The 18520-nt window shown below is 61.5% G+C and carries 19 protein-coding genes; 8 read left to right on the top strand and 11 right to left on the bottom strand.

All coding sequences use genetic code 11. From position 1 onward, the window contains the following. The first annotated feature begins 14 nt into the window (after positions 1-14). From GTP55_RS06255 to GTP55_RS06245, 3 genes are read left to right on the top strand one after another with little or no spacing between them, the layout of a single operon-like run. Complete coding sequence (locus tag GTP55_RS06255) at positions 15-425, top strand: hypothetical protein (RefSeq protein ID WP_161044076.1); 411 nt, start codon at positions 15-17, stop codon at positions 423-425. Positions 426-458: 33 nt separating this feature from the next. Beyond that, entirely contained in the window at positions 459-797 is a 339-nt protein-coding gene (locus GTP55_RS06250; protein ID WP_161044075.1) for a PilZ domain-containing protein, read from the top strand. 11 nt (positions 798-808) lie between these two features. Continuing rightward, on the top strand, positions 809-1795 hold the full coding sequence (locus tag GTP55_RS06245) for an alpha/beta fold hydrolase (protein ID WP_229257766.1): 987 nt from the start codon (positions 809-811) through the stop codon (positions 1793-1795). A gap of 71 nt (positions 1796-1866) precedes the next feature. Here GTP55_RS06245 and gltA read toward each other — a convergent pair whose 3' ends face one another. The 7 genes from gltA to GTP55_RS06210 form a co-directional block, all read right to left on the bottom strand. After that, positions 1867-3168 carry a citrate synthase gene (gltA, locus tag GTP55_RS06240; RefSeq protein ID WP_110849102.1) on the bottom strand — a complete coding sequence of 434 codons (1302 nt, stop codon included), beginning with the start codon at positions 3166-3168 and terminating at the stop codon, positions 1867-1869. Positions 3169-3220: 52 nt separating this feature from the next. Then, positions 3221-3499: an FAD assembly factor SdhE gene (locus GTP55_RS06235; protein WP_161044073.1), complete on the bottom strand. Its 279-nt coding sequence runs from the start codon at positions 3497-3499 to the stop codon at positions 3221-3223. A 132-nt stretch (positions 3500-3631) separates the two neighbouring features. Beyond that, positions 3632-4342, bottom strand: a complete 711-nt coding sequence (locus GTP55_RS06230) for a succinate dehydrogenase iron-sulfur subunit (RefSeq protein ID WP_161044072.1) — start codon at positions 4340-4342, stop codon at positions 3632-3634. 10 nt (positions 4343-4352) lie between these two features. After that, positions 4353-6131 carry a succinate dehydrogenase flavoprotein subunit gene (sdhA, locus tag GTP55_RS06225; RefSeq protein ID WP_110849105.1) on the bottom strand — a complete coding sequence of 593 codons (1779 nt, stop codon included), beginning with the start codon at positions 6129-6131 and terminating at the stop codon, positions 4353-4355. A 2-nt stretch (positions 6132-6133) separates the two neighbouring features. After that, positions 6134-6505 carry a succinate dehydrogenase, hydrophobic membrane anchor protein gene (sdhD, locus tag GTP55_RS06220; protein WP_161044071.1) on the bottom strand — a complete coding sequence of 124 codons (372 nt, stop codon included), beginning with the start codon at positions 6503-6505 and terminating at the stop codon, positions 6134-6136. 2 nt (positions 6506-6507) lie between these two features. Further along, positions 6508-6930 carry a succinate dehydrogenase, cytochrome b556 subunit gene (sdhC, locus tag GTP55_RS06215; RefSeq protein WP_161044070.1) on the bottom strand — a complete coding sequence of 141 codons (423 nt, stop codon included), beginning with the start codon at positions 6928-6930 and terminating at the stop codon, positions 6508-6510. Between the two features lie 196 nt (positions 6931-7126). After that, positions 7127-7924 (bottom strand): GntR family transcriptional regulator, encoded by a 798-nt coding sequence (locus tag GTP55_RS06210; protein WP_161044069.1) that lies wholly within the window; start codon positions 7922-7924, stop codon positions 7127-7129. A 268-nt stretch (positions 7925-8192) separates the two neighbouring features. Between GTP55_RS06210 and GTP55_RS06205 the strand changes: the two genes are divergently transcribed. The 5 genes from GTP55_RS06205 to GTP55_RS06185 all read left to right on the top strand — a co-directional run bounded on the left by GTP55_RS06205 (position 8193) and on the right by GTP55_RS06185 (position 14989). Next, positions 8193-9185, top strand: coding sequence for a malate dehydrogenase (locus GTP55_RS06205; protein ID WP_161044068.1), 993 nt, complete (start codon positions 8193-8195; stop codon positions 9183-9185). 101 nt (positions 9186-9286) lie between these two features. Then, complete coding sequence (locus tag GTP55_RS06200) at positions 9287-10291, top strand: HpcH/HpaI aldolase/citrate lyase family protein (protein ID WP_161044260.1); 1005 nt, start codon at positions 9287-9289, stop codon at positions 10289-10291. Further along, positions 10291-10812 (top strand): hypothetical protein, encoded by a 522-nt coding sequence (locus tag GTP55_RS06195; RefSeq protein ID WP_161044067.1) that lies wholly within the window; start codon positions 10291-10293, stop codon positions 10810-10812. Before GTP55_RS06200 ends, GTP55_RS06195 begins: the two co-directional genes overlap by 1 nt. A 64-nt stretch (positions 10813-10876) precedes the next feature. After that, complete coding sequence (acnA, locus tag GTP55_RS06190; protein WP_161044066.1) at positions 10877-13585, top strand: aconitate hydratase AcnA; 2709 nt, start codon at positions 10877-10879, stop codon at positions 13583-13585. 141 nt (positions 13586-13726) lie between these two features. Next, positions 13727-14989, top strand: coding sequence for a DUF2863 family protein (locus GTP55_RS06185; protein ID WP_161044065.1), 1263 nt, complete (start codon positions 13727-13729; stop codon positions 14987-14989). Between the two features lie 12 nt (positions 14990-15001). On the opposite strand, the gene GTP55_RS06180 is transcribed toward GTP55_RS06185, so the two are convergent. The 4 genes from GTP55_RS06180 to scpC are packed head-to-tail and all read right to left on the bottom strand — an operon-like array spanning position 15002 to position 18493. Next, the gene (locus tag GTP55_RS06180; RefSeq protein WP_161044064.1) at positions 15002-15340 is read right to left on the bottom strand and encodes a hypothetical protein; all 339 of its coding nucleotides are present in this window, start codon (positions 15338-15340) and stop codon (positions 15002-15004) included. A 28-nt stretch (positions 15341-15368) separates the two neighbouring features. Beyond that, positions 15369-15833, bottom strand: coding sequence for a CYTH domain-containing protein (locus GTP55_RS06175; RefSeq protein WP_161044063.1), 465 nt, complete (start codon positions 15831-15833; stop codon positions 15369-15371). A gap of 2 nt (positions 15834-15835) precedes the next feature. Continuing rightward, positions 15836-16963, bottom strand: coding sequence for a M14 family metallopeptidase (locus GTP55_RS06170; RefSeq protein ID WP_161044062.1), 1128 nt, complete (start codon positions 16961-16963; stop codon positions 15836-15838). A 33-nt stretch (positions 16964-16996) separates the two neighbouring features. Then, positions 16997-18493 (bottom strand): succinyl-CoA:acetate CoA-transferase ScpC, encoded by a 1497-nt coding sequence (scpC, locus tag GTP55_RS06165; RefSeq protein ID WP_161044061.1) that lies wholly within the window; start codon positions 18491-18493, stop codon positions 16997-16999. Positions 18494-18520: the final 27 nt, after the last annotated feature.

The following is an 18520-nucleotide window of genomic DNA, read 5'->3' as shown; positions in this document are numbered from 1 at the left end:
CTATCACTAGAACAATGAACAACCGCTTCAACTCCTGGCCTGAGTTGGCCCACCCCGTCATTGCCGTCATGCTGGCCGTTGCGATTTGCGCAGTGCCGGTGGTGCTGCCGCACTTCGATCTGGCCAACCTGCCGGCCAATCTATTCGCTTACGTGTTCTGCTGCGTGCTGATCTATCCGGTGGCGGCGCTGCTGCGTCATCGCGTTACCAGCCTGCCGGCCATCTGGGGCATCGCTGCGCTGTTCCTGCTGGCGGCGTGCTTCTATCACACCAACATCATCGCCGAGACCGCCAACAGCGCCTGGCCGCAGCGGCGCGACGTCACGCTCGACAAATTCCTGTTCAACTTGCCCCAATTGACGCTCGGAGTGTTGTGTTGGTGGCTATTGGTGTTACGTCCTGACCGCCGCAATGGAAGAGTGTGATAATCTTTCCATAATCAAACTTCCAGTAGCATCATGACGCAGAAAGCCCGCACAGCCCGACGCCAGACGGTCCGCCAGCCGGCCACGCTGACCATGACCGACGAGACCCGTCATACCGTCCAGACGCTGGACCTGTCCCACGGCGGCATCAGCCTGCAAACCGACAGCCAGCTGCGTCTGGCGCAATACTGCGCGGTGTCGTTCAAGGTGCAGCTGGGCGACACCGATCACAATGTGCTGGCCATGGGCCAGATTGTCTACAGCGATCCCGACGCCGAACTGGGCTTCAAAACCGGCGTCCAATTTCTCCGCATCGACGACGACAGCCGCGCCATCTTCCACCAACTGCTGCAGGAAAATCAAAGCATATGACTCTGGTTCAAATGACGAAATTCGTTTGTGCGTTCCCTGTTTTCCTGCCGCTGCTGGCACATGCCGCAGCACTCCCCGCTAGCGACGCCTTCGCCAAGCCACATCAGCGCGTCGACATCGGCGGCCGTCACATCAATCTTTTCTGCGCCGGCACGGGCAGCACGACGGTGATCTTCGACGGCCCGGCGGGCGATGCCGGCTGGGCGTGGTTCAAGGTCCAGCCCGAGGTGGCCAGGCACACGCGCGCCTGCACCTATGACCGCGCCGGTTTCGGCTTCAGCGATCCTGCACCCCGTCCCAACACCTCGGAAAACGCCGCCGAGGATCTGCACAAAGCCTTGTCGGTGGCGGGCATCAAGCCGCCGTATCTATTGGTCGGCAATTCTTTAGGCGGCAGCAATGTGCAGGTGTACACCTATCGCTACCCTGGGGAGGTGAAGGGCCTGGTGCTGGTCGAGCCGCAGAGCGAAGATGAAACCACGCGCAGCAACAAAGCGTCACAAGGCAACATCAACAAGTTCTACGCGATGGTCAAGGAGCACGACCAGCAGTGTCTGGCCGCTGCGAACAAAGGCATGAAGCCCGGCAGCGACGCGGCCGACAGCTGCATCGGCGACCCGGCGCAATACTTCGGCCCGGTCCTGGGCAAGCAGGTCAAGGCGACCATGCTGACCAAATCCTACTGGCGCACGCGGGTCGACGAAGCCAACGCCTACGACACCAGCGACAATCAGTTGCGCGCCCTGCGCAAGCCGTTCGGCGACCTGCCGCTGGTCGTCTTGACGCGCGGTGTAAGTCCCTACATGGATCCGTCCAAGCCGCAAAGCGCCGACAACAAGGCACTGGAAGACGAGAACGAGAAAATCCACAAAGAACTCGCCGCCTTATCCAGCAAAGGTAAACAACGCGTCGTGCCCGGCGCATCGCACGGCATCCAAGGCGACAAACCCGACGCCGTCACCCAGGCGGTGGTCGAGGTGCTGGCGCAGATCAAGTAGACAACGCTCTCGACGCACGACGAAAAAAAACGGGCCGAAGCCCGTTTTTTATTGCGACGTCAATCCGCAGATTAACGCTTGTCCAGCGGTGGCACGTCGCGCACGGTAGCGCCGACGAACAGTTGACGTGGACGGCCGATTTTCTGTTCCGGATCGGCGATCATTTCGTTCCACTGGGCGATCCAGCCGATGGTGCGTGCCATCGCGAAGATACCGGTGAACAGCGACACCGGGATGCCCAGCGCCGATTGCACGATGCCCGAGTAGAAGTCGACGTTCGGGTACAGTTTGCGCGACACGAAGTATTCGTCGTTCAGTGCAATCTTTTCCAGTTCCATCGCCAGCTTGAACAGTGGGTCGTCTTGCAGGCCCAGCTCTTCCAGCACTTCGTAGCAGGTTTCACGCATCAGCTTGGCGCGTGGGTCGAAGTTCTTGTAGACGCGGTGACCGAAGCCCATCAGCTTGACGCCGGAGTTCTTGTCTTTCACCTGGGCGATGAAGGCAGGAATGTTGTCGACCGAGCCGATTTCTTTCAGCATGTTCAGTGCCGCTTCGTTGGCGCCGCCGTGGGCAGGGCCCCACAGGCAGGCGATACCGGCAGCGATACAGGCGAACGGGTTGGCGCCCGACGAACCGGCCAGACGCACGGTCGAGGTCGAAGCATTCTGTTCGTGGTCGGCGTGCAGGATCAGGATACGGTCCAGCGCGCGCACCAGCACGTCGTTGACTTTGTATTCTTCGCACGGATTGCCGAACATCATGCGCATGAAGTTGGCCGAGTACGACAGGTCGTTGCGCGGGTACATGAATGGCTGGCCCATCGAGTACTTGTACGCCATCGCCACCAGGGTTGGCATCTTGGCGATCAGACGGATGGCCGAGATTTCACGCTGTTCGGCGTCGTTGATGTCCAGCGAGTCGTGGTAGAACGAGGCCAGCGCACCGACGGTGCCGACCAGCACCGACATCGGGTGCGCGTCGCGACGGAAGCCGCGGAAGAAGAATTGCATCTGCTCGTGCACCATGGTGTGCTTGGTCACGGTCTCAACGAATTGTTCTTTCTGCACCGCGTTCGGCAGTTCGCCGTTCAGCAGCAGGTAGCACGATTCCATGAAGTCGGCGTTGACGGCCAGCTGTTCGATCGGGTAGCCGCGGTATTGCAGTTCGCCCTTGTCGCCGTCGATGTAGGTGATCGACGAGTTGCACGCTGCGGTCGACATGAAGCCTGGATCGTAGGTGAACTTGCCGGTGCCGGCGTACAGCTTGCGAATGTCGATCACGTCCGGACCGACAGTGCCTTTGTAAATCGGGAATTCGACCGATGGGCTGCCATCGGAGAACGAGAGAGTGGCTTTGTTATCAGAGATATTCATGGACTCTTCCTTCTTGGAGAGATGATGCATGTAAAAGAAACTGGGTGTGTGACTACGCCAGGCGCAGCCGCTGCAACAACGCGTGAACGTGCGGCAGGTCGGTGTCGCCTCGTGGCTCTTTACGGGCCAGTACCAGATCCATCAGGTCATTGTCCGACAAGTCGAGGAGCCGCGTGAATGCGTCCACTTCGTCGTCGGTCAATTCGGTTTCGTGCGCATCCAGAAAACGGGTGAGGATGATGTCGTTTTCCAGCAGACCGCGGCGGGCACGCCAGCGCAGGCGCGAGCGGTTGGCTGGGTCGGACTGATGCGCAGAGTGATTCGTTTCCATAGTTTGCTACTTTACACGTTGTGCTCCCATGCGTCTGGAGCGACTACTCTAAGGAACACTGCCGTCATTCCCGCGCAGGCGGGAATCCATACTCGGCATGGGTCCCCGCCTGCGCGGGGACGACCGGCCGACTTAGATCGCGCGGCGTACCATCAGCTCTTTGATCTTGCCGATGGCCTTGTTCGGGTTCAGACCCTTAGGGCAGACATCGACGCAGTTCATGATCGAGTGGCAGCGGAACAGGCGGTACGGATCTTCCAGGTTGTCCAGGCGCTGGCCGGTGGCTTCGTCGCGCGAATCGGCGATGAAGCGGTAGGCTTGCAGCAGGCCGGCCGGGCCGACGAACTTGTCCGGATTCCACCAGAACGACGGGCACGAGGTCGAGCAGCAGGCGCACAGGATGCACTCGTACAGGCCGTCGAGTTCTTCGCGCTGTTCCGGCGTCTGCAGACGCTCCTTCTCCGGGCGGATCGAATCGTTGATCAGGTATGGCTTGATCGAATCGTACTGCTTGAAGAACTGGGTCATGTCGACGATCAGGTCGCGGATCACCGGCAGGCCTGGCAGCGGACGCAGCACGATCGGCTCGCTCAGCTCGTTCAGGTTGGTGGTGCAGGCCAGACCGTTCTTGCCGTTGATGTTCATCGCGTCCGAACCGCACACGCCTTCGCGGCACGAGCGGCGCAGGGCCAGCGAGTCATCGACGTCGGACTTGATGCGTTGCAGCGCGTCCAGCAGCATCTTGTCGGTGTCTTTCAGTTCGACGGTGACGTCCTGCATGTACGGCTTGGCGTCACGGTCCGGATCGTAACGGTAAATTTTCAGTTTCAGAGTGCGTGCCATGGTTATAGCCTTAGAAAGTACGTGGTTTCGGTTTGAAGGTATCGACCGTCAGCGGCTTGGTCACGACGGCTTTGTAATCCAGTCGGTTGCCTTCCGAGTACCACAGAGTGTGCTTCATCCAGTTGTCGTCGTCGCGGTGCGGGTGGTCATCCTGGGCGTGGGCGCCGCGCGATTCCTTGCGGGCGGCGGCCGAGACCATGGTGGCTTTCGCGGTTTCGATCAGGTTGTCCAGTTCCAGCGCTTCCACGCGGGCGGTGTTGAACACTTTCGACTTGTCCTTGAACGAAACATGCTTGCGGCGCTCGTCGAGCTTCAGGATCTCTTCCACGCCTTTGTTCAGCATCTCGTCGGTACGGAACACGCCGCAGTATTTCTGCATGGTGGCGCGGATGTCGTTGGCGACGCCCTGCACTTTTTCGGTGCCGGTCGAGGTTTCCAGCGCGTTCAGACGGTTCAGCGCGAAGTCGGCGGCGTCTTTCGGCAGCGGCTTGTTTTCCTTCTGCTTCAGGTTCGATGCCACCACGTGGTTACCGGCAGCGCGGCCGAATACCAGCAGATCCAGCAGCGAGTTGGTGCCCAGACGGTTGGCGCCGTGCACCGAGACGCAGGCGCATTCGCCGATCGCGTACAGGCCGTTGACCACTTTCTGCGTGCCGTCGCCGTTTGGCGTGACCACCTGGCCGTGGATGTTGGTCGGGATGCCGCCCATCTGGTAGTGGATGGTTGGCACGACCGGGATGGGTTCCTTGGTCGCATCGACGTTGGCGAACTTGTGGCCGATTTCCAGAATCGACGGCAGACGCTTCTCGATGGTTTCCTTGCCGATGTGGCGCAGGTCCAGCAGCACGTGATCCTTGTTCGGACCGACCCCGCGGCCTTCCTTGATCTCCTGGTCCATCGAACGGGACACGAAGTCGCGCGGCGCCAGGTCTTTCAGCGTCGGCGCATAGCGCTCCATGAAGCGTTCGCCTTCCGAGTTGATCAGGATACCGCCCTCACCGCGCACACCCTCGGTAATGAGGACGCCGGCGCCGGCCACGCCGGTCGGGTGGAACTGCCAGAATTCCATGTCCTGCAGCGGCAGGCCGGCGCGTGCCGCCATGCCCATGCCGTCGCCGGTGTTGATGAAGGCGTTGGTCGAAGCGGCGAAGATACGGCCCGCGCCGCCGGTGGCGAAGATGGTGGTCTTGGCTTCCAGGATCATGGTTTCGCCGGTTTCCATTTCCAGCGCGACCACGCCGACCACGTCGCCTTCGGCGTCGCGGATCAGGTCCAGCGCCATCCACTCGACGAAGAAGTGGGTGCGCGCCTTGACGTTACGCTGGTACAGCGTGTGCAGCAGCGCGTGACCGGTGCGGTCGGCAGCGGCGCAAGCGCGTTGCACGGCTTTTTCGCCGAAGTTGGCGGTGTGGCCGCCGAACGGACGCTGGTAAATGGTGCCGTCCGGGTTACGGTCGAACGGCATGCCGAAGTGTTCCAGCTCGTAGACGACCTTCGGTGCTTCACGGCACATGAATTCGATCGCATCCTGGTCGCCCAGGTAGTCGCCACCCTTGACGGTGTCGAACATATGCCAGAACCAGTTGTCTTCGGCCATATTGCCCAGCGAAGCGCCGATGCCGCCCTGCGCCGCCACGGTGTGCGAGCGGGTCGGGAAGACTTTCGACAGCACGGCCACGTTCAGGCCGGCTTCGGCCAGTTGCAGCGATGCGCGCATGCCGGAGCCGCCGGCGCCGACGATGACCGCGTCAAAGCGGCGGGTAGGAATTCCAGTTTTAATAGCTGCCACGATTACACACTCCAGATAATTTGAATCGACCAGACGGCACAGCCGATCAGCCAGGCCATGGTGGCGATTTGCAGGGCCAGACGCAGGCCGAGGGCGCGTACATAGTCCATCCAGACGTCACGCATGCCCACCCAGGCGTGGTAGAACAGGCCGATCAGGGTCACGGCCGTGATCAGTTTGAACCACTGCTGGGCGAACAGGCCGGCCCAGCCTTCATAGGTGAAGTTCTGGCCAGTCAGGAAAGAGATCAGCAGGATGGCGGTGTACAACACCATCAGCACGGCGGTGACGCGTTGCGCCAGCCAGTCGCGCATGCCGTAATGGGCGCCGACGACGCGGCGCTTAGGACCGATACCGTTATCGTTAATCGACATAATTAGAACACTCCAAACAGTTTCAGGGCGACCAGCGCGGTCAGGACCAGGCTGATGACCAGCACGGTGGCGGACGATTTACGCGCGGAATCCTTGTCCAGGCCGATGTGGGCGTCCATCACCAGGTGGCGCACGCCGGCGCACAGGTGGTGCAGGAAGCCCCAGCTCAGGGCCAGGATGATCAGCTTAACCAGCGGATAGGTGACGAAACCTTCGTAGTACGCGAAAGAGATCTCGGAGCGCAGCGAATTCTGCAAGAGATACAGCACGAACGGCAGCAGCACGAACATCAACACGCCGCTGATGCGGTGCAGGATGGACACGATGGATGCCAATGGCATGCGGTAATTGGACAGCTCGGTAACATGGATGTTACGGAACTCCGGCCGTTCTTTTTTAGGGGCTTCCCTTACGGCTTCTGACATAACAAGACCTCCTCAGGCTTATACAAAAATTTGGTGAGACTGCGATTTTCGCCGATTTCCACTCTTACAACCAATATCTATTGTTACATATAATAAAAATAGTGGTCGGCGACACCAGCTGGCGGCTACTTTCCGTAGCTCAACGTATTATCAGCGCAACAATGCTACAGGCGTATGACTGCGCGCCCTGTCTCCTTCAATTCAATTCATTGTGATAATGATGGCGTTCGGTCGAATACAGGCCGCGGCGCAGCTCCACCGGCTTGTCGCCATAGGTATAGGACACCCGCTCCGACGCCAGCAGCGGCGTGTTGGCGGCAATCTTCAGCAGCACGGCATCGCCTTCGGCAGCGCACACGGCGCGGATCTTTTCGGTGGCACGGATCATGCGCGTGCCGAATTCGGATTCAAACAGGCCGTACATCGGCCCTTTATATTCTTCCAGCCGCTCCGCCGTCAGCCCCTTGAAGGTGATGCCCGGCAGCCAGATTTCCTCGACAATGGTCGGCACGCCGTCGAAGTGCTGCACCCGCTTGATGAAGATCACGGCGTCGCCCGACTTCAGATCGAGCAGGCGCGCCACATCGGCCGGCGCGCGCATGCGCTTGACTTCGATGAACTGGCTGACGCCCGGATGCGGCACGCCTTCGTCCGGCATCAGCCGCAGGAAGCGGAACTGCGCCCGTTCTTCATGGTGGGTGGAGACGAAGGTGCCCTTGCCCTGCTTGCGCATCACCAGGTTCTCGGCGGCCAGCTCGTCGATCGCCTTACGCACGGTGCCCTGGCTGACCTTGAACCGGTTGGCCAGTTCCACTTCGCTAGGGATCAGTTCGCCCGGCTTCCATTCGCCGGACTGCAGACTCTTGGTGATCAAGGCCTTGATTTGCTGGTACAGCGGGGAGAACGTCGGTGACGCATTGGACGATGCCGTTGCCGCACCGCCGGCACTGCTGGCGGCGGGATTGTTATTCGAATTTGGCGGCACGGAACTCATAGGCCAAGATTTCACCACAAATACACAGTGCCGTCCAGAAAAAACGGCAATAAGTTATCTGTCTTATATAAGACATAAGATAGGATTGACAGATAGTTGCGACGCGCCTACACTCGCCGCCGACGCTTATGGGATACAGATGATTATAAGCGCCGAATTTTGCAGTATGATTACGTTTTCCCGGACCGGGCGACGGTCCAGCGCAAAGTCGTTCGCGCTTTTTAAGCACCTGTTACGCACTTGTTACTTCACACTTTGGAGATTCATCATGGCTAAAACCCCATTGCGCGTTGCTGTTACCGGCGCCGCCGGCCAAATCGGCTACGCTCTGCTGTTCCGCATCGCCAACGGCGACATGCTCGGCAAGGACCAGCCGGTCATCCTGCAACTGCTGGAAATCCCTGACGAAAAAGCACAGAAGGCGCTGAAAGGCGTCATGATGGAAATCGATGACTGCGCATTCCCGCTGCTGACCGAAATGACCGCCCACGGCGATCCGCTGACCGCCTTCAAGGATGTCGACTACGCCGTGCTGGTTGGCGCCCGTCCACGCGGCCCAGGCATGGAACGCAAAGACCTGCTGGAAGCCAACGCCCAGATCTTCACCGCCCAAGGCAAGGCCCTGGATCAAGTTGCTTCGCGCAACGTCAAAGTGCTGGTGGTCGGCAACCCGGCCAACACCAACGCCTACATCGCCATGAAATCGGCGCCATCGCTGCCGGCCAAAAACTTCACCGCCATGCTGCGCCTGGACCACAACCGCGCGCTGTCGCAAGTGGCTGCCAAGACCGGCACCGCCGTCAAAGACATCGAGAAATTGACCGTCTGGGGCAACCACTCGCCAACCATGTACGCTGACTACCGCTTCGCGACCGTCAACGGCAAGGCGGTCAAAGACCTGATCAACGACCAGGAATGGAACGCCAACGTGTTCCTGCCAACCGTCGGCAAACGCGGCGCCGCCATCATCGAAGCGCGTGGCCTGTCGTCGGCTGCTTCGGCCGCCAACGCCGCCATCGACCACATCCATGACTGGCACGTCGGCACCAACGGCAAGTGGACCACCATGGGCATCCCATCGGATGGTTCGTACGGCATCCCTGAAGGCATCGTGTTCGGCTTCCCGGTCACCACCGAAAACGGCGAATACAAAATCGTTCAAGGCCTGGAAATCGATGCATTCTCGCAAGAGCGCATCAACCTGACCCTGAAAGAACTGACCGAAGAGCGCGAAGGCGTCAAGCACCTGCTGCCTGCATAAGCTTCGCTCCTTACGTGGAACCGGTTAAACCGCCGATCCGCCGTACCCGCCGCGCTGCCGAGAGCAGCGCGGCGGTCATTTCGCCAGCCGACCCAGCAAGCATGCATCCATCCGAGGTTTTATTCCAGGGTAATCTTCAGCCGGCCATCCTTCCGGCCTGCGACCACTACGCCGGCTCCGAGAAGCTGATGCGCAAATCGATCGCCCTGCAACAAGAACTTGGCCCCTTGTTCGACATCACCCTCGATTGCGAGGACGGCGCCAGCGCCGGCAACGAGCTGGCCCACGCCCGCCTGGTGGCCGAGCTGCTGCAATCCGACGACAACAAATTCAACCGCATCGGCGCCCGCGTGCACGATGTGCACAGCCCCTACTTTGCGCAGGACGTCGAGATCATCTGCGCCGCCGCCCAGCGCCTGGCCTACTTGGCCCTGCCGAAAGTGCAGAGCGTCGATGAAGTGGCGCGCGCCATCAAGCTGATCAATACCCACGCCACCAAGGCCGGCCGCAAGGACTTGCCGGTGCACGTGCTGATCGAGACCCACGGTGCGCTGCACGACGTCTACGCCATCGCCGCCCTGCCGCAGGTGCAGTGCCTGTCGTTCGGCATCATGGATTTTGTGTCGGCCCACTACGGCGCGATTCCCGGCAGCGCGATGCGCACGCCAGGCCAGTTCACCCATCCGCTGGTGACCCGCGCCAAGCTGGAAATCGCCGCCGCCTGCCACGCACACGGCAAGGTGCCGTCGCACAACGTCACCACCGACATCAAGGACACGGCGGTGGCCGCCAACGATGCCCAGCGCGCCGCCGCCGAATTCGGCTACACGCGCATGTGGAGCATCCACCCGAACCAGATCAAGCCGATCGTCAAGACGTTTACGCCCCGGCTGTCCGAGGTCAGCGAGGCCGCCGCCATCCTGCACGAAGCCGCTGCCGCGCACTGGGGCCCGATTGCCCAGCATGGACGCTTGCATGACCGCGCCAGCTACCGATATTATTGGACCGTTTTACAGCGTGCCAGGCAGGCCGGCCTCAGTTTGCCGGAATCCGTGGCCGCGCTGTTCAACGGCACACCCACCGATCTCCCACAGGAAGCACACTGATGTCCATTTCCAAATTATTCATGGCTTGCAGCCTCGCGCTGGCCTCGTTGACCCTGGCCGCCGGCGCCCACGCCGAAGACGCGCCAGCCAAGAAAACCGTCAAGAAGGCGGCCGCCAAGTCCACCAAGAAGGCCGCCGCCAAGCCGGTGGCCGCCGCTGAGCCGAAAGCGCCGAACGAGGAAGAAGACGAGCCGGTCATCACCGATACCGCCTCCACCGAATTCGACTGCGAACTGGGCAACAAGATCACCATCTACCAGAACGCCAGCGACGACAGCCACATCGCGCTGCGCTGGAAGAAGCGCCTGCACCGCCTGACCCGCGTCGGTACCACCACCGGCGCCAACCGCTTCGAAAACAAGATGTATGGCCTGATCTGGATCGGCATTCCGGCCAAGGGCATGCTGCTCGACTCCAAGCAAAACCGCCAGCTGGCCAACGAATGCCGCGACGCCGAACAGCGCAAGCCGGTATCGACCGCAGCCGGCGAGCCGACCAGCACCAAGATCTCGATTCAGTAAATACCAGCACCACGCTTCACTTCAATAATAGTAATAGACGCTACCCCATCACTAAGGAGAGGTCATGTCCCGCAACACTCTGAACACGCTGAAGGAATTCACTATTTCGGGCAAGAAGGCGAAGTTCTACTCGCTGCCAGCCCTGGAAAAGAGCCTGGGCGCCAAAATCTCCCGCCTGCCGGTTTCGATCCGCGTGGTGCTGGAGTCCGTCCTGCGTAACGTCGACGGCAAGAAAGTCACCGAAGAACACGTGCGCCAGGTCGCCAGCTGGGCCGCCACCGGCGAGCGCACCGATGAAATCCCGTTCGTGGTCGCGCGCGTGGTGCTGCAGGACTTCACCGGCGTGCCGCTGCTGGCCGATCTGGCCGCGATGCGCAACGTCGCCTACAAGATGGGCATCAACGCCAAGAAAATCGAGCCACTGGTGCCGGTCGACCTGGTGGTCGACCACTCGGTCACCATCGACCACTTCCGCGAGCCGCAAGCGCTGGACCTGAACATGAAGCTGGAATTCTCGCGCAATAACGAGCGCTACCAGTTCATGAAATGGGGCATGCAAGCCTTCGACACCTTCGGCGTGGTGCCGCCGGGCTTCGGCATCGTCCACCAGGTCAACCTGGAATACCTGGCGCGCGGCGTCCACAAGGACAGCGAAGGCGTGTACTACCCTGACTCGCTGGTCGGCACCGACTCGCACACCACCATGATCAACGGCATCGGCGTGGTCGGCTGGGGCGTCGGCGGCATCGAGGCGGAAGCCGGCATGCTGGGCCAGCCGGTCTACTTCCTGACCCCGGACGTGATCGGCGTCAACCTGACCGGCGTGCTGCGCGAAGGCTGCACCGCCACCGACCTGGTGCTGACCATCACCGAACTGCTGCGCAAGGAAAAAGTCGTCGGCAAGTTCGTCGAGTTCTTCGGCGAAGGCACCGAGACGCTGTCGGTCACCGACCGCGCCACCATCGGCAACATGGCGCCGGAATACGGCGCCACCATGGGCTTCTTCCCGGTCGACGACGCCACCATCGAATACTTCGAAGGCACCGGCCGCACCAAGGCCGAGATCGACGCCTTCCAGGCCTACTTCAAGGCCCAGGGCATGTACGGCATTCCGAAAGCCGGCGACATCGACTACACCCGCGTGGTGCACCTGAACCTGTCGAGCGTGACGCCGTCGCTGGCCGGCCCTAAGCGTCCGCAGGACCGTATCGAAATCGGCAACGTGAAGAGCAACTTCACCGAACTGTTCTCGAAACCGACCTCCGAAAACGGCTTCAACAAAAAGCCGGAAGACCTGAACCACAACTACACCACCACCGACGGCCTGAACGTGAAAAACGGCGACGTGCTGATCGCTGCGATCACCTCGTGCACCAACACCTCGAACCCGAGCGTGATGCTGGCCGCCGGCCTGCTGGCCAAGAAGGCCGTGGAAGCCGGCCTGACTGTGGCGCCGCACATCAAATCGTCGCTGGCCCCCGGCTCGCGCGTGGTGACCGAGTACCTGACCGCCGCCGGCCTGCTGCCGTACCTGGAGCAACTGGGCTTTGGCGTCACCGCCTACGGCTGCACCACCTGCATCGGCAACGCCGGCGACCTGACGCCGGAGCTGAACGCCGCCATCACCAGCAACGACATCGTCGCTTCGGCGGTGCTGTCCGGTAACCGCAACTTTGAAGCGCGGATCCACCCGAACATCCGTTCCAACTTCCTGGCCTCGCCACCGCTGGTGGTGGCCTACGCCATCGCCGGCAACATGACGGTCGACCTGATGACCCAGCCGGTTGGCAAGGGCAAGGACGGCAAGGACGTGTACCTGGGCGACATCTGGCCGACCTCGAAAGAGATCGACAAGCTGATGAAGTTCGCGATGAACTCGAAAGTGTTCAAGACCAACTACGCCGACGTCAAGGGCAACCCGGGCAAGCTGTGGGAACACGTCTCGTCGACCGAAGGCCAGGTCTACAACTGGCCGGCCTCGACCTACATCGCCGAGCCACCGTTCTTCGACGGCTTCGAGATGACGCCGAAACTGACCAACCCGAACATCAGCGGCGCGCGCGCGCTGGGCGTGTTTGGCGACTCGATCACCACCGACCACATCTCGCCGGCCGGCTCGATCAAGGAAGACGGCCCGGCCGGTAAGTGGCTGAAGGACAACGGCGTGCTGAAGGCCGACTTCAACTCCTACGGCTCGCGCCGCGGCAACCACGAGATCATGATGCGCGGCACCTTCGCCAACGTGCGCATCAAGAACAAGATGATCCCGCCGAAAGCCGACGGTTCCGCAGTCGAAGGCGGCATCACGATTCACCAGCCGTCGGGCGAACAGTTGTCGATCTACGACGCCGCCATGAAATACGTGGCAGCCGGCACCCCGACCATGGTGTTCGGTGGCGAAGAGTACGGCACCGGCTCGTCGCGCGACTGGGCTGCCAAGGGCACCCAGCTGCTGGGCGTGAAGGCGGTGATCGTGCGTTCGTTCGAGCGCATCCACCGCTCCAACCTGGTCGGCATGGGCGTGCTGCCGCTGCAATTCATCGGCACCGACTCGGTCGAATCGCTGGGCATCACCGGCAAGGAAACCTTCGACCTGAAGGGCCTGGACGGCGACATCAAGCCGCAACAGCTGGCCACCCTGGTGATCCACCGCGCCGACGGCACCAGCCAGGACGTCACCGTGCTGCTGCGTATCGACACCCCGATCGAAGTCGACTACTACAAACACGGCGGTATCCTGCCGTTCGTGCTGCGTCAGCTGCTGGCAGCGTGATAAGTTAGCCGCTTCACACTAAAGCCGGGCTTGCCCGGCTTTTTTTATGCACGTTTGCCGAATGATCTACAATAGACGGCATAAGGGTTATCATCTGCATGACTGATCCGTTTTATTCACCTTTATGAGACTCTTAGCGCGATGCGTCGTTCAAAACAAGCTTCATCCCACAAGTTATCCTCCGAGAGCCAACGCCTCGCCACCTATGCCCAGGCAGTCGGGCAGGCGGCCAGTCGCATCGAAGAGCGGGCCTGGGAGCACTCACTCGATGCGCAGCTCCAGAAACTCCTGAAAACCGGTCACCAGGACACCGTCGACGCCACCCTCAACGCGCTTTTCAAGGAAGACCTGAACGCCTACGACGTGCTGATGGACAGCGTGGAAGCGGCCAGCGAATCGGCCCACATCGCCATCGACACCGCCGACGGCGTCAGCAAGGCGTATGACGTGCTGCTGGTGGCTGCGCCCATCCTGGCCTGGACCCGCTTCGCCATCGCTTCCGGCGCCATTCCGGCCGACATCCTGCAAACGCTGACGGCGCACTTCTCCGCCCACCTGCTGGCCGACGGCACGCAGCTGGCGGTGTCGCCGACGCTGTTCTCGATCGACCAGCTGCCGCGCAGCCACGTGGAAACGTACGGCAAAGTGCACAAGCTGGCGCAGGCCGCCGTCAAAGGCACGACGCTGAAGGCGGACACCAAAGTGCCGGAAACCGCGCCGTTCCTGGCCGACACCCGCTACCTGCTGGTGGCCGTGGTGGCGCCGGCCGGCGGCCCGCTGTTCCGCTGGCAGATGCCGGCGCACCAGGCCAACTTCGCGGTCGAACGCGGCGTCGCGCTGGAGCAATGGCGCGCGCAGGCCACGCCAACCGTCAACCGCCTGCTGCCGGGCTGCGGCGTTGAACTGCTGCTGCCGGAAGCCTATTACATGGCCTGCCGCGAGGCGGACAAGCAAATTCGTCCGGTGTCGATCCGCGCCGCCGTGCACTATTTGACGCACACGCTGGGCGTGGAGCCGTCCGAACTGCGCGCGGTGATCGCCGGCTTTGGCGAAGAAAGCGCCGAGAACCAGGTGGACGAATACCGCGTGGCCTTCACGCAGCGTTCGTCGAGCGATGTGATCTACGGTGTGGTGTGGCCGCTGTACGGCCAGGAAGATGAGGAAGGCACGCCGCCCGAAGGTCCCGGCGCCGTCCCGCTGGAACAGAAGCCGATGACGCCGATGGAAGACATCATTTCGCACCTGAACGAGGCCGGCGTCACGCAGGTCAAGAAGATCAGCGAACGCTATGTGGTCGAGTTCTGCGACGACTGCGGCGCCCCGCTGTTCGCCGACCCGCAAGGCGAACTGGCGCACGCCGAAATGCCGGAAGACGCGCCTACTGGCACCGAGCACTTCCACTAAAACAAAAGCCCCTCACGGTAATGCCGTTAAGTTAGCAACGTCGTTCCCGCGCAAGCGGGAATCCATGCTGCGTTTGCCCGGCAGACGTCCTATGGATTCCCGCTTGCGCGGGAATGACGATGTGAAGTTCCAGCTTAACTTAACCGCATTACCCCTCACGGGGCTTTTTACTTGGACTGCGGCGGCGATAGATAAATCACGATCGGCTGATTGCTCTGCGCTGGCTGCAACGCCTGTGCCGGCGGCGCTTGCACCACGACCGGCGCCGAAAATCTCAATGTCGGCCTTCGTCGCTAACGTCGGCACGATCGCGTCGATATGCGCCTTGAGCGCTGAAACCTCGTTGTCCATCCCTGTAGATTAGGACAAAACGAGCGTCCTACCAGGTGGAGAACGGCTTTTTAATCAGGTTTGAGTTGAGGTAGCGCAGGTCATCGGTGACTTCCTCGCCGATCCAGTCGGGCTTGTCGAACTGCTGGTCTTCCGACCGCAACTCGATCTCCGCCACCACCAGCCCGGCATTCACGCCGAGGAACTCATCCACTTCCCACACATTGCCTGCGAACGCAATGCGGCGGCGGTACTTCTCGATCAACGGCCGCTCGCACAACCCATCCAGCAGCTCAGCCGCATCGGCGACCGGGATCTCGTACTCCCACTCGCCGCGCGTAGCGCCCTTGTTGGCGCTCTTGATCGTGATCACCGCCCGCTCGCCCTCGATGCGCACGCGCACCACCCGCTCCTTGCTGGACGACAGATAGCCCTGGCGAAAAAACACCGGCTCGCCCAGCGCCATCCATCCATCGCCGGACAGCAGGAACTTGCGTTCGATCTCGACGCCCACGATCAGTAATCGTCCAGCGACAACAGGATCGGCTGCAGGATCGAAGCGCCCAGCGCCGCACTGCGCGCGCCATTCCAGCCCACATGCGGGTCCGGCAGATCGGCGTTGTCCTTGAACGGCATCTCCAGCGTCAGCGCCAGGCAGCCGAAGTGATGACCGACGTACTTGGAGGCCAGCGTCAGCATGTCTTCCTTGTACTTGCTGGCCGCGTAGCCGACTTTATCCTGGAAGTCCGGCGTCGCATTCTTGTAGCGATCAATGAAAGCCTGCTGCTTCTGGCGACGCTCGTCGCTGAAGTTTTCCAGCATCTCGTTACCCGCCACGAAGTTGTACGGCAGCGCTTCATCACCGTGAATATCGAAGAACATGTCGATGCCGGTTTCGTGCATCTTCTGCTTCACGTACAGCACTTCCGGGCTGCGCTCCACCGAAGGCGTCATCCACTCGCGATTCAGGTTGGCGCCGGCCGCGTTGGTGCGCAGGTTGCCGCGCACCGAGCCGTCCGGATTCATGTTCGGCACAATGTAGAACACACAGCGCTGCAGCAGCTTGCGGGCGATCGGGTTGGCATCGTCCAGCAGCGAATCGATCAGGCCTTCGATGAACCATTCCGCCATCGACTCGCCCGGATGCTGGCGCGCGATGAACCAGATTTTCTTTTCCGCTTCCGGCTTGCCGATGACCACCAGATTCATATCGCGGCCATCGACCGTCGAACCCAGGTCCAGCACGCGCGCCAGCGGATGCTCGCCCACCTCGCCCAGCAGGCGCAGATGGCGCTCGAAAGAATACGGCTCGAAGTAAGCGTAGTAGATGCTGTCGGTATCCGGCGTATGGTCGATCGTCATGACCGCGCCATCGAACCTGGTGGGCACGCGGAACCAGTTCTCGGTGTCGTAGCTGGCCACCGCCTGGTAATCCTCGTAGCCCTTGGCATAGGTGGCCTGGCCGGCGTTCAGGAAGCGCATGGTCAGCTTCTGGCCACGCGCGCCCTGCACGCGGAAGTGGAACCACTGATGGATGTCAGCGTGAGAATCCTTGCGCAGATTCAGTTCGATGGAGGCTGCGCTGTCCGCGCGCACAACTTCGATCGCACCTGAGTCGAAGTTCTGGCTGATTTTGATGGTCATGTTGATCCAATGTTAAGTGAATGCAGATGACCATTATTTTACCAGCATGCTCCCTTCCCGTTTATAGCGGGCGTGCCACGACAATGCCTTCTCCAGCACATGCGGCGTCTGGCCGCCGCCTTGCAGCGCTTCCTCGAAATAAGCGCGCAGCTGCGGGCGGTAATCCGGGTGCGCGCAATTCTCGATGATGCGCGGCGCGCGTTCGCGTGGCGCCAGGCCACGCAGGTCGGCCAGGCCCCACTCCGTCACCAGAATATCGACATCATGTTCGGTGTGGTCAACGTGCGCGGCAAACGGCACCACGCTGGAAATCGCGCCATCCTTGGCCACCGACTTGCTGACGAAGACCGACAGCTGGCCATTGCGCGCAAAGTCGCCCGAGCCGCCGATGCCGTTCATCATGTGCGTGCCGCCGACGTGGGTCGAATTGACGTTGCCGTAAATGTCGAACTCCAGCGCCGTATTCAGCGCGATGATGCCCAGCCGCCGCACGATCTCCGGGTGGTTGCTGATCTCCTGCGGCCGCAGCACGATGCGTTCGCGGTACTGCTCGATATTGTCGATGAACTTCTGATGCATGGCGGCCGACAGCGTGATCGACGATGCCGACGCCATCATCAGCTGGCCGGAATCGAGCAGCTCGATCGCGCTGTCCTGCAGCACTTCCGAAAACATCGTCATATTGCGGAACGGCGAATCGATCAGGCCATGCAGCACCGCGTTGGCGATGGTGCCGATGCCCGCCTGCAGCGGACGCAATGACGGGTCCATGCGCCCCGCTTTCACTTCGCCTTCCAGGAAGGTGATGATGTGGCGCGCGATGGCGTCGGTCTCGTCGTCCGGCGGCAGCGCGTTGGACGGGCTGTCCGGACTATCGGTAATCACGATCGCGGCGATGCGCTCCGGATCGACGGTGATCTCGGTGACGCCGATGCGGTCCCACGGCGTGGTCAAAGGAATCGCGCCGCGGTGCGGGCGCGCAGCCGGCACATAAATATCGTGGAAGCCTTCCAGCGCCAGCGGCGCGCTCAGGTTGATCTCGACGATCACCTTGCCGGCCTGCTGCGCGAAGTTGGCCGAGTTCCCGACCGACATGGTGGGAATGATGCCGCCATCGGCCGTAATCGCCACCGCCTCGATCACCGCGATGTCGATGCCTTTCAGGTCGCCGGAACGCAGCTGCTCGGCCGTCTCCGACAAGTGCTGGTCGATGAACATCACCTCGCCGGAATTGATCTTGCGGCGCAGCGCGGCGTCGGCCTGGAACGGCATGCGGCGCGCCACCACGCCGGCGTTGGCCATCAGGCCGTCGCTGTCGTTGCCGAGCGAAGCGCCGGTCAGCAGCGTCAGTTGCAGCGGATTGCCGTGGCGGGCGCGTTCGACCAGGGCTGCCGGCAGCGCCTTGGCGTCTCCGGCGCGCGTAAAGCCGCTCATGCCCACCGTCATGCCGTCCTTGAATAACAGGGCGGCCTGTTCGGCGCTCATCACTTTGTTCATCAGCGCCGGGCGGCGAATGCGATCTTCATACATGGTGGTTCTCCTCATTCTTTTGTTTCA

Origin of the sequence: Duganella margarita, assembly GCF_009857535.1 — a bacterium.
Lineage (GTDB): Bacteria > Pseudomonadota > Gammaproteobacteria > Burkholderiales > Burkholderiaceae_D > Rugamonas > Rugamonas margarita.
The sequence above is the reverse complement of the archived record's forward strand: the minus strand, read 5'-3'. Positions and strand labels throughout refer to the sequence as shown.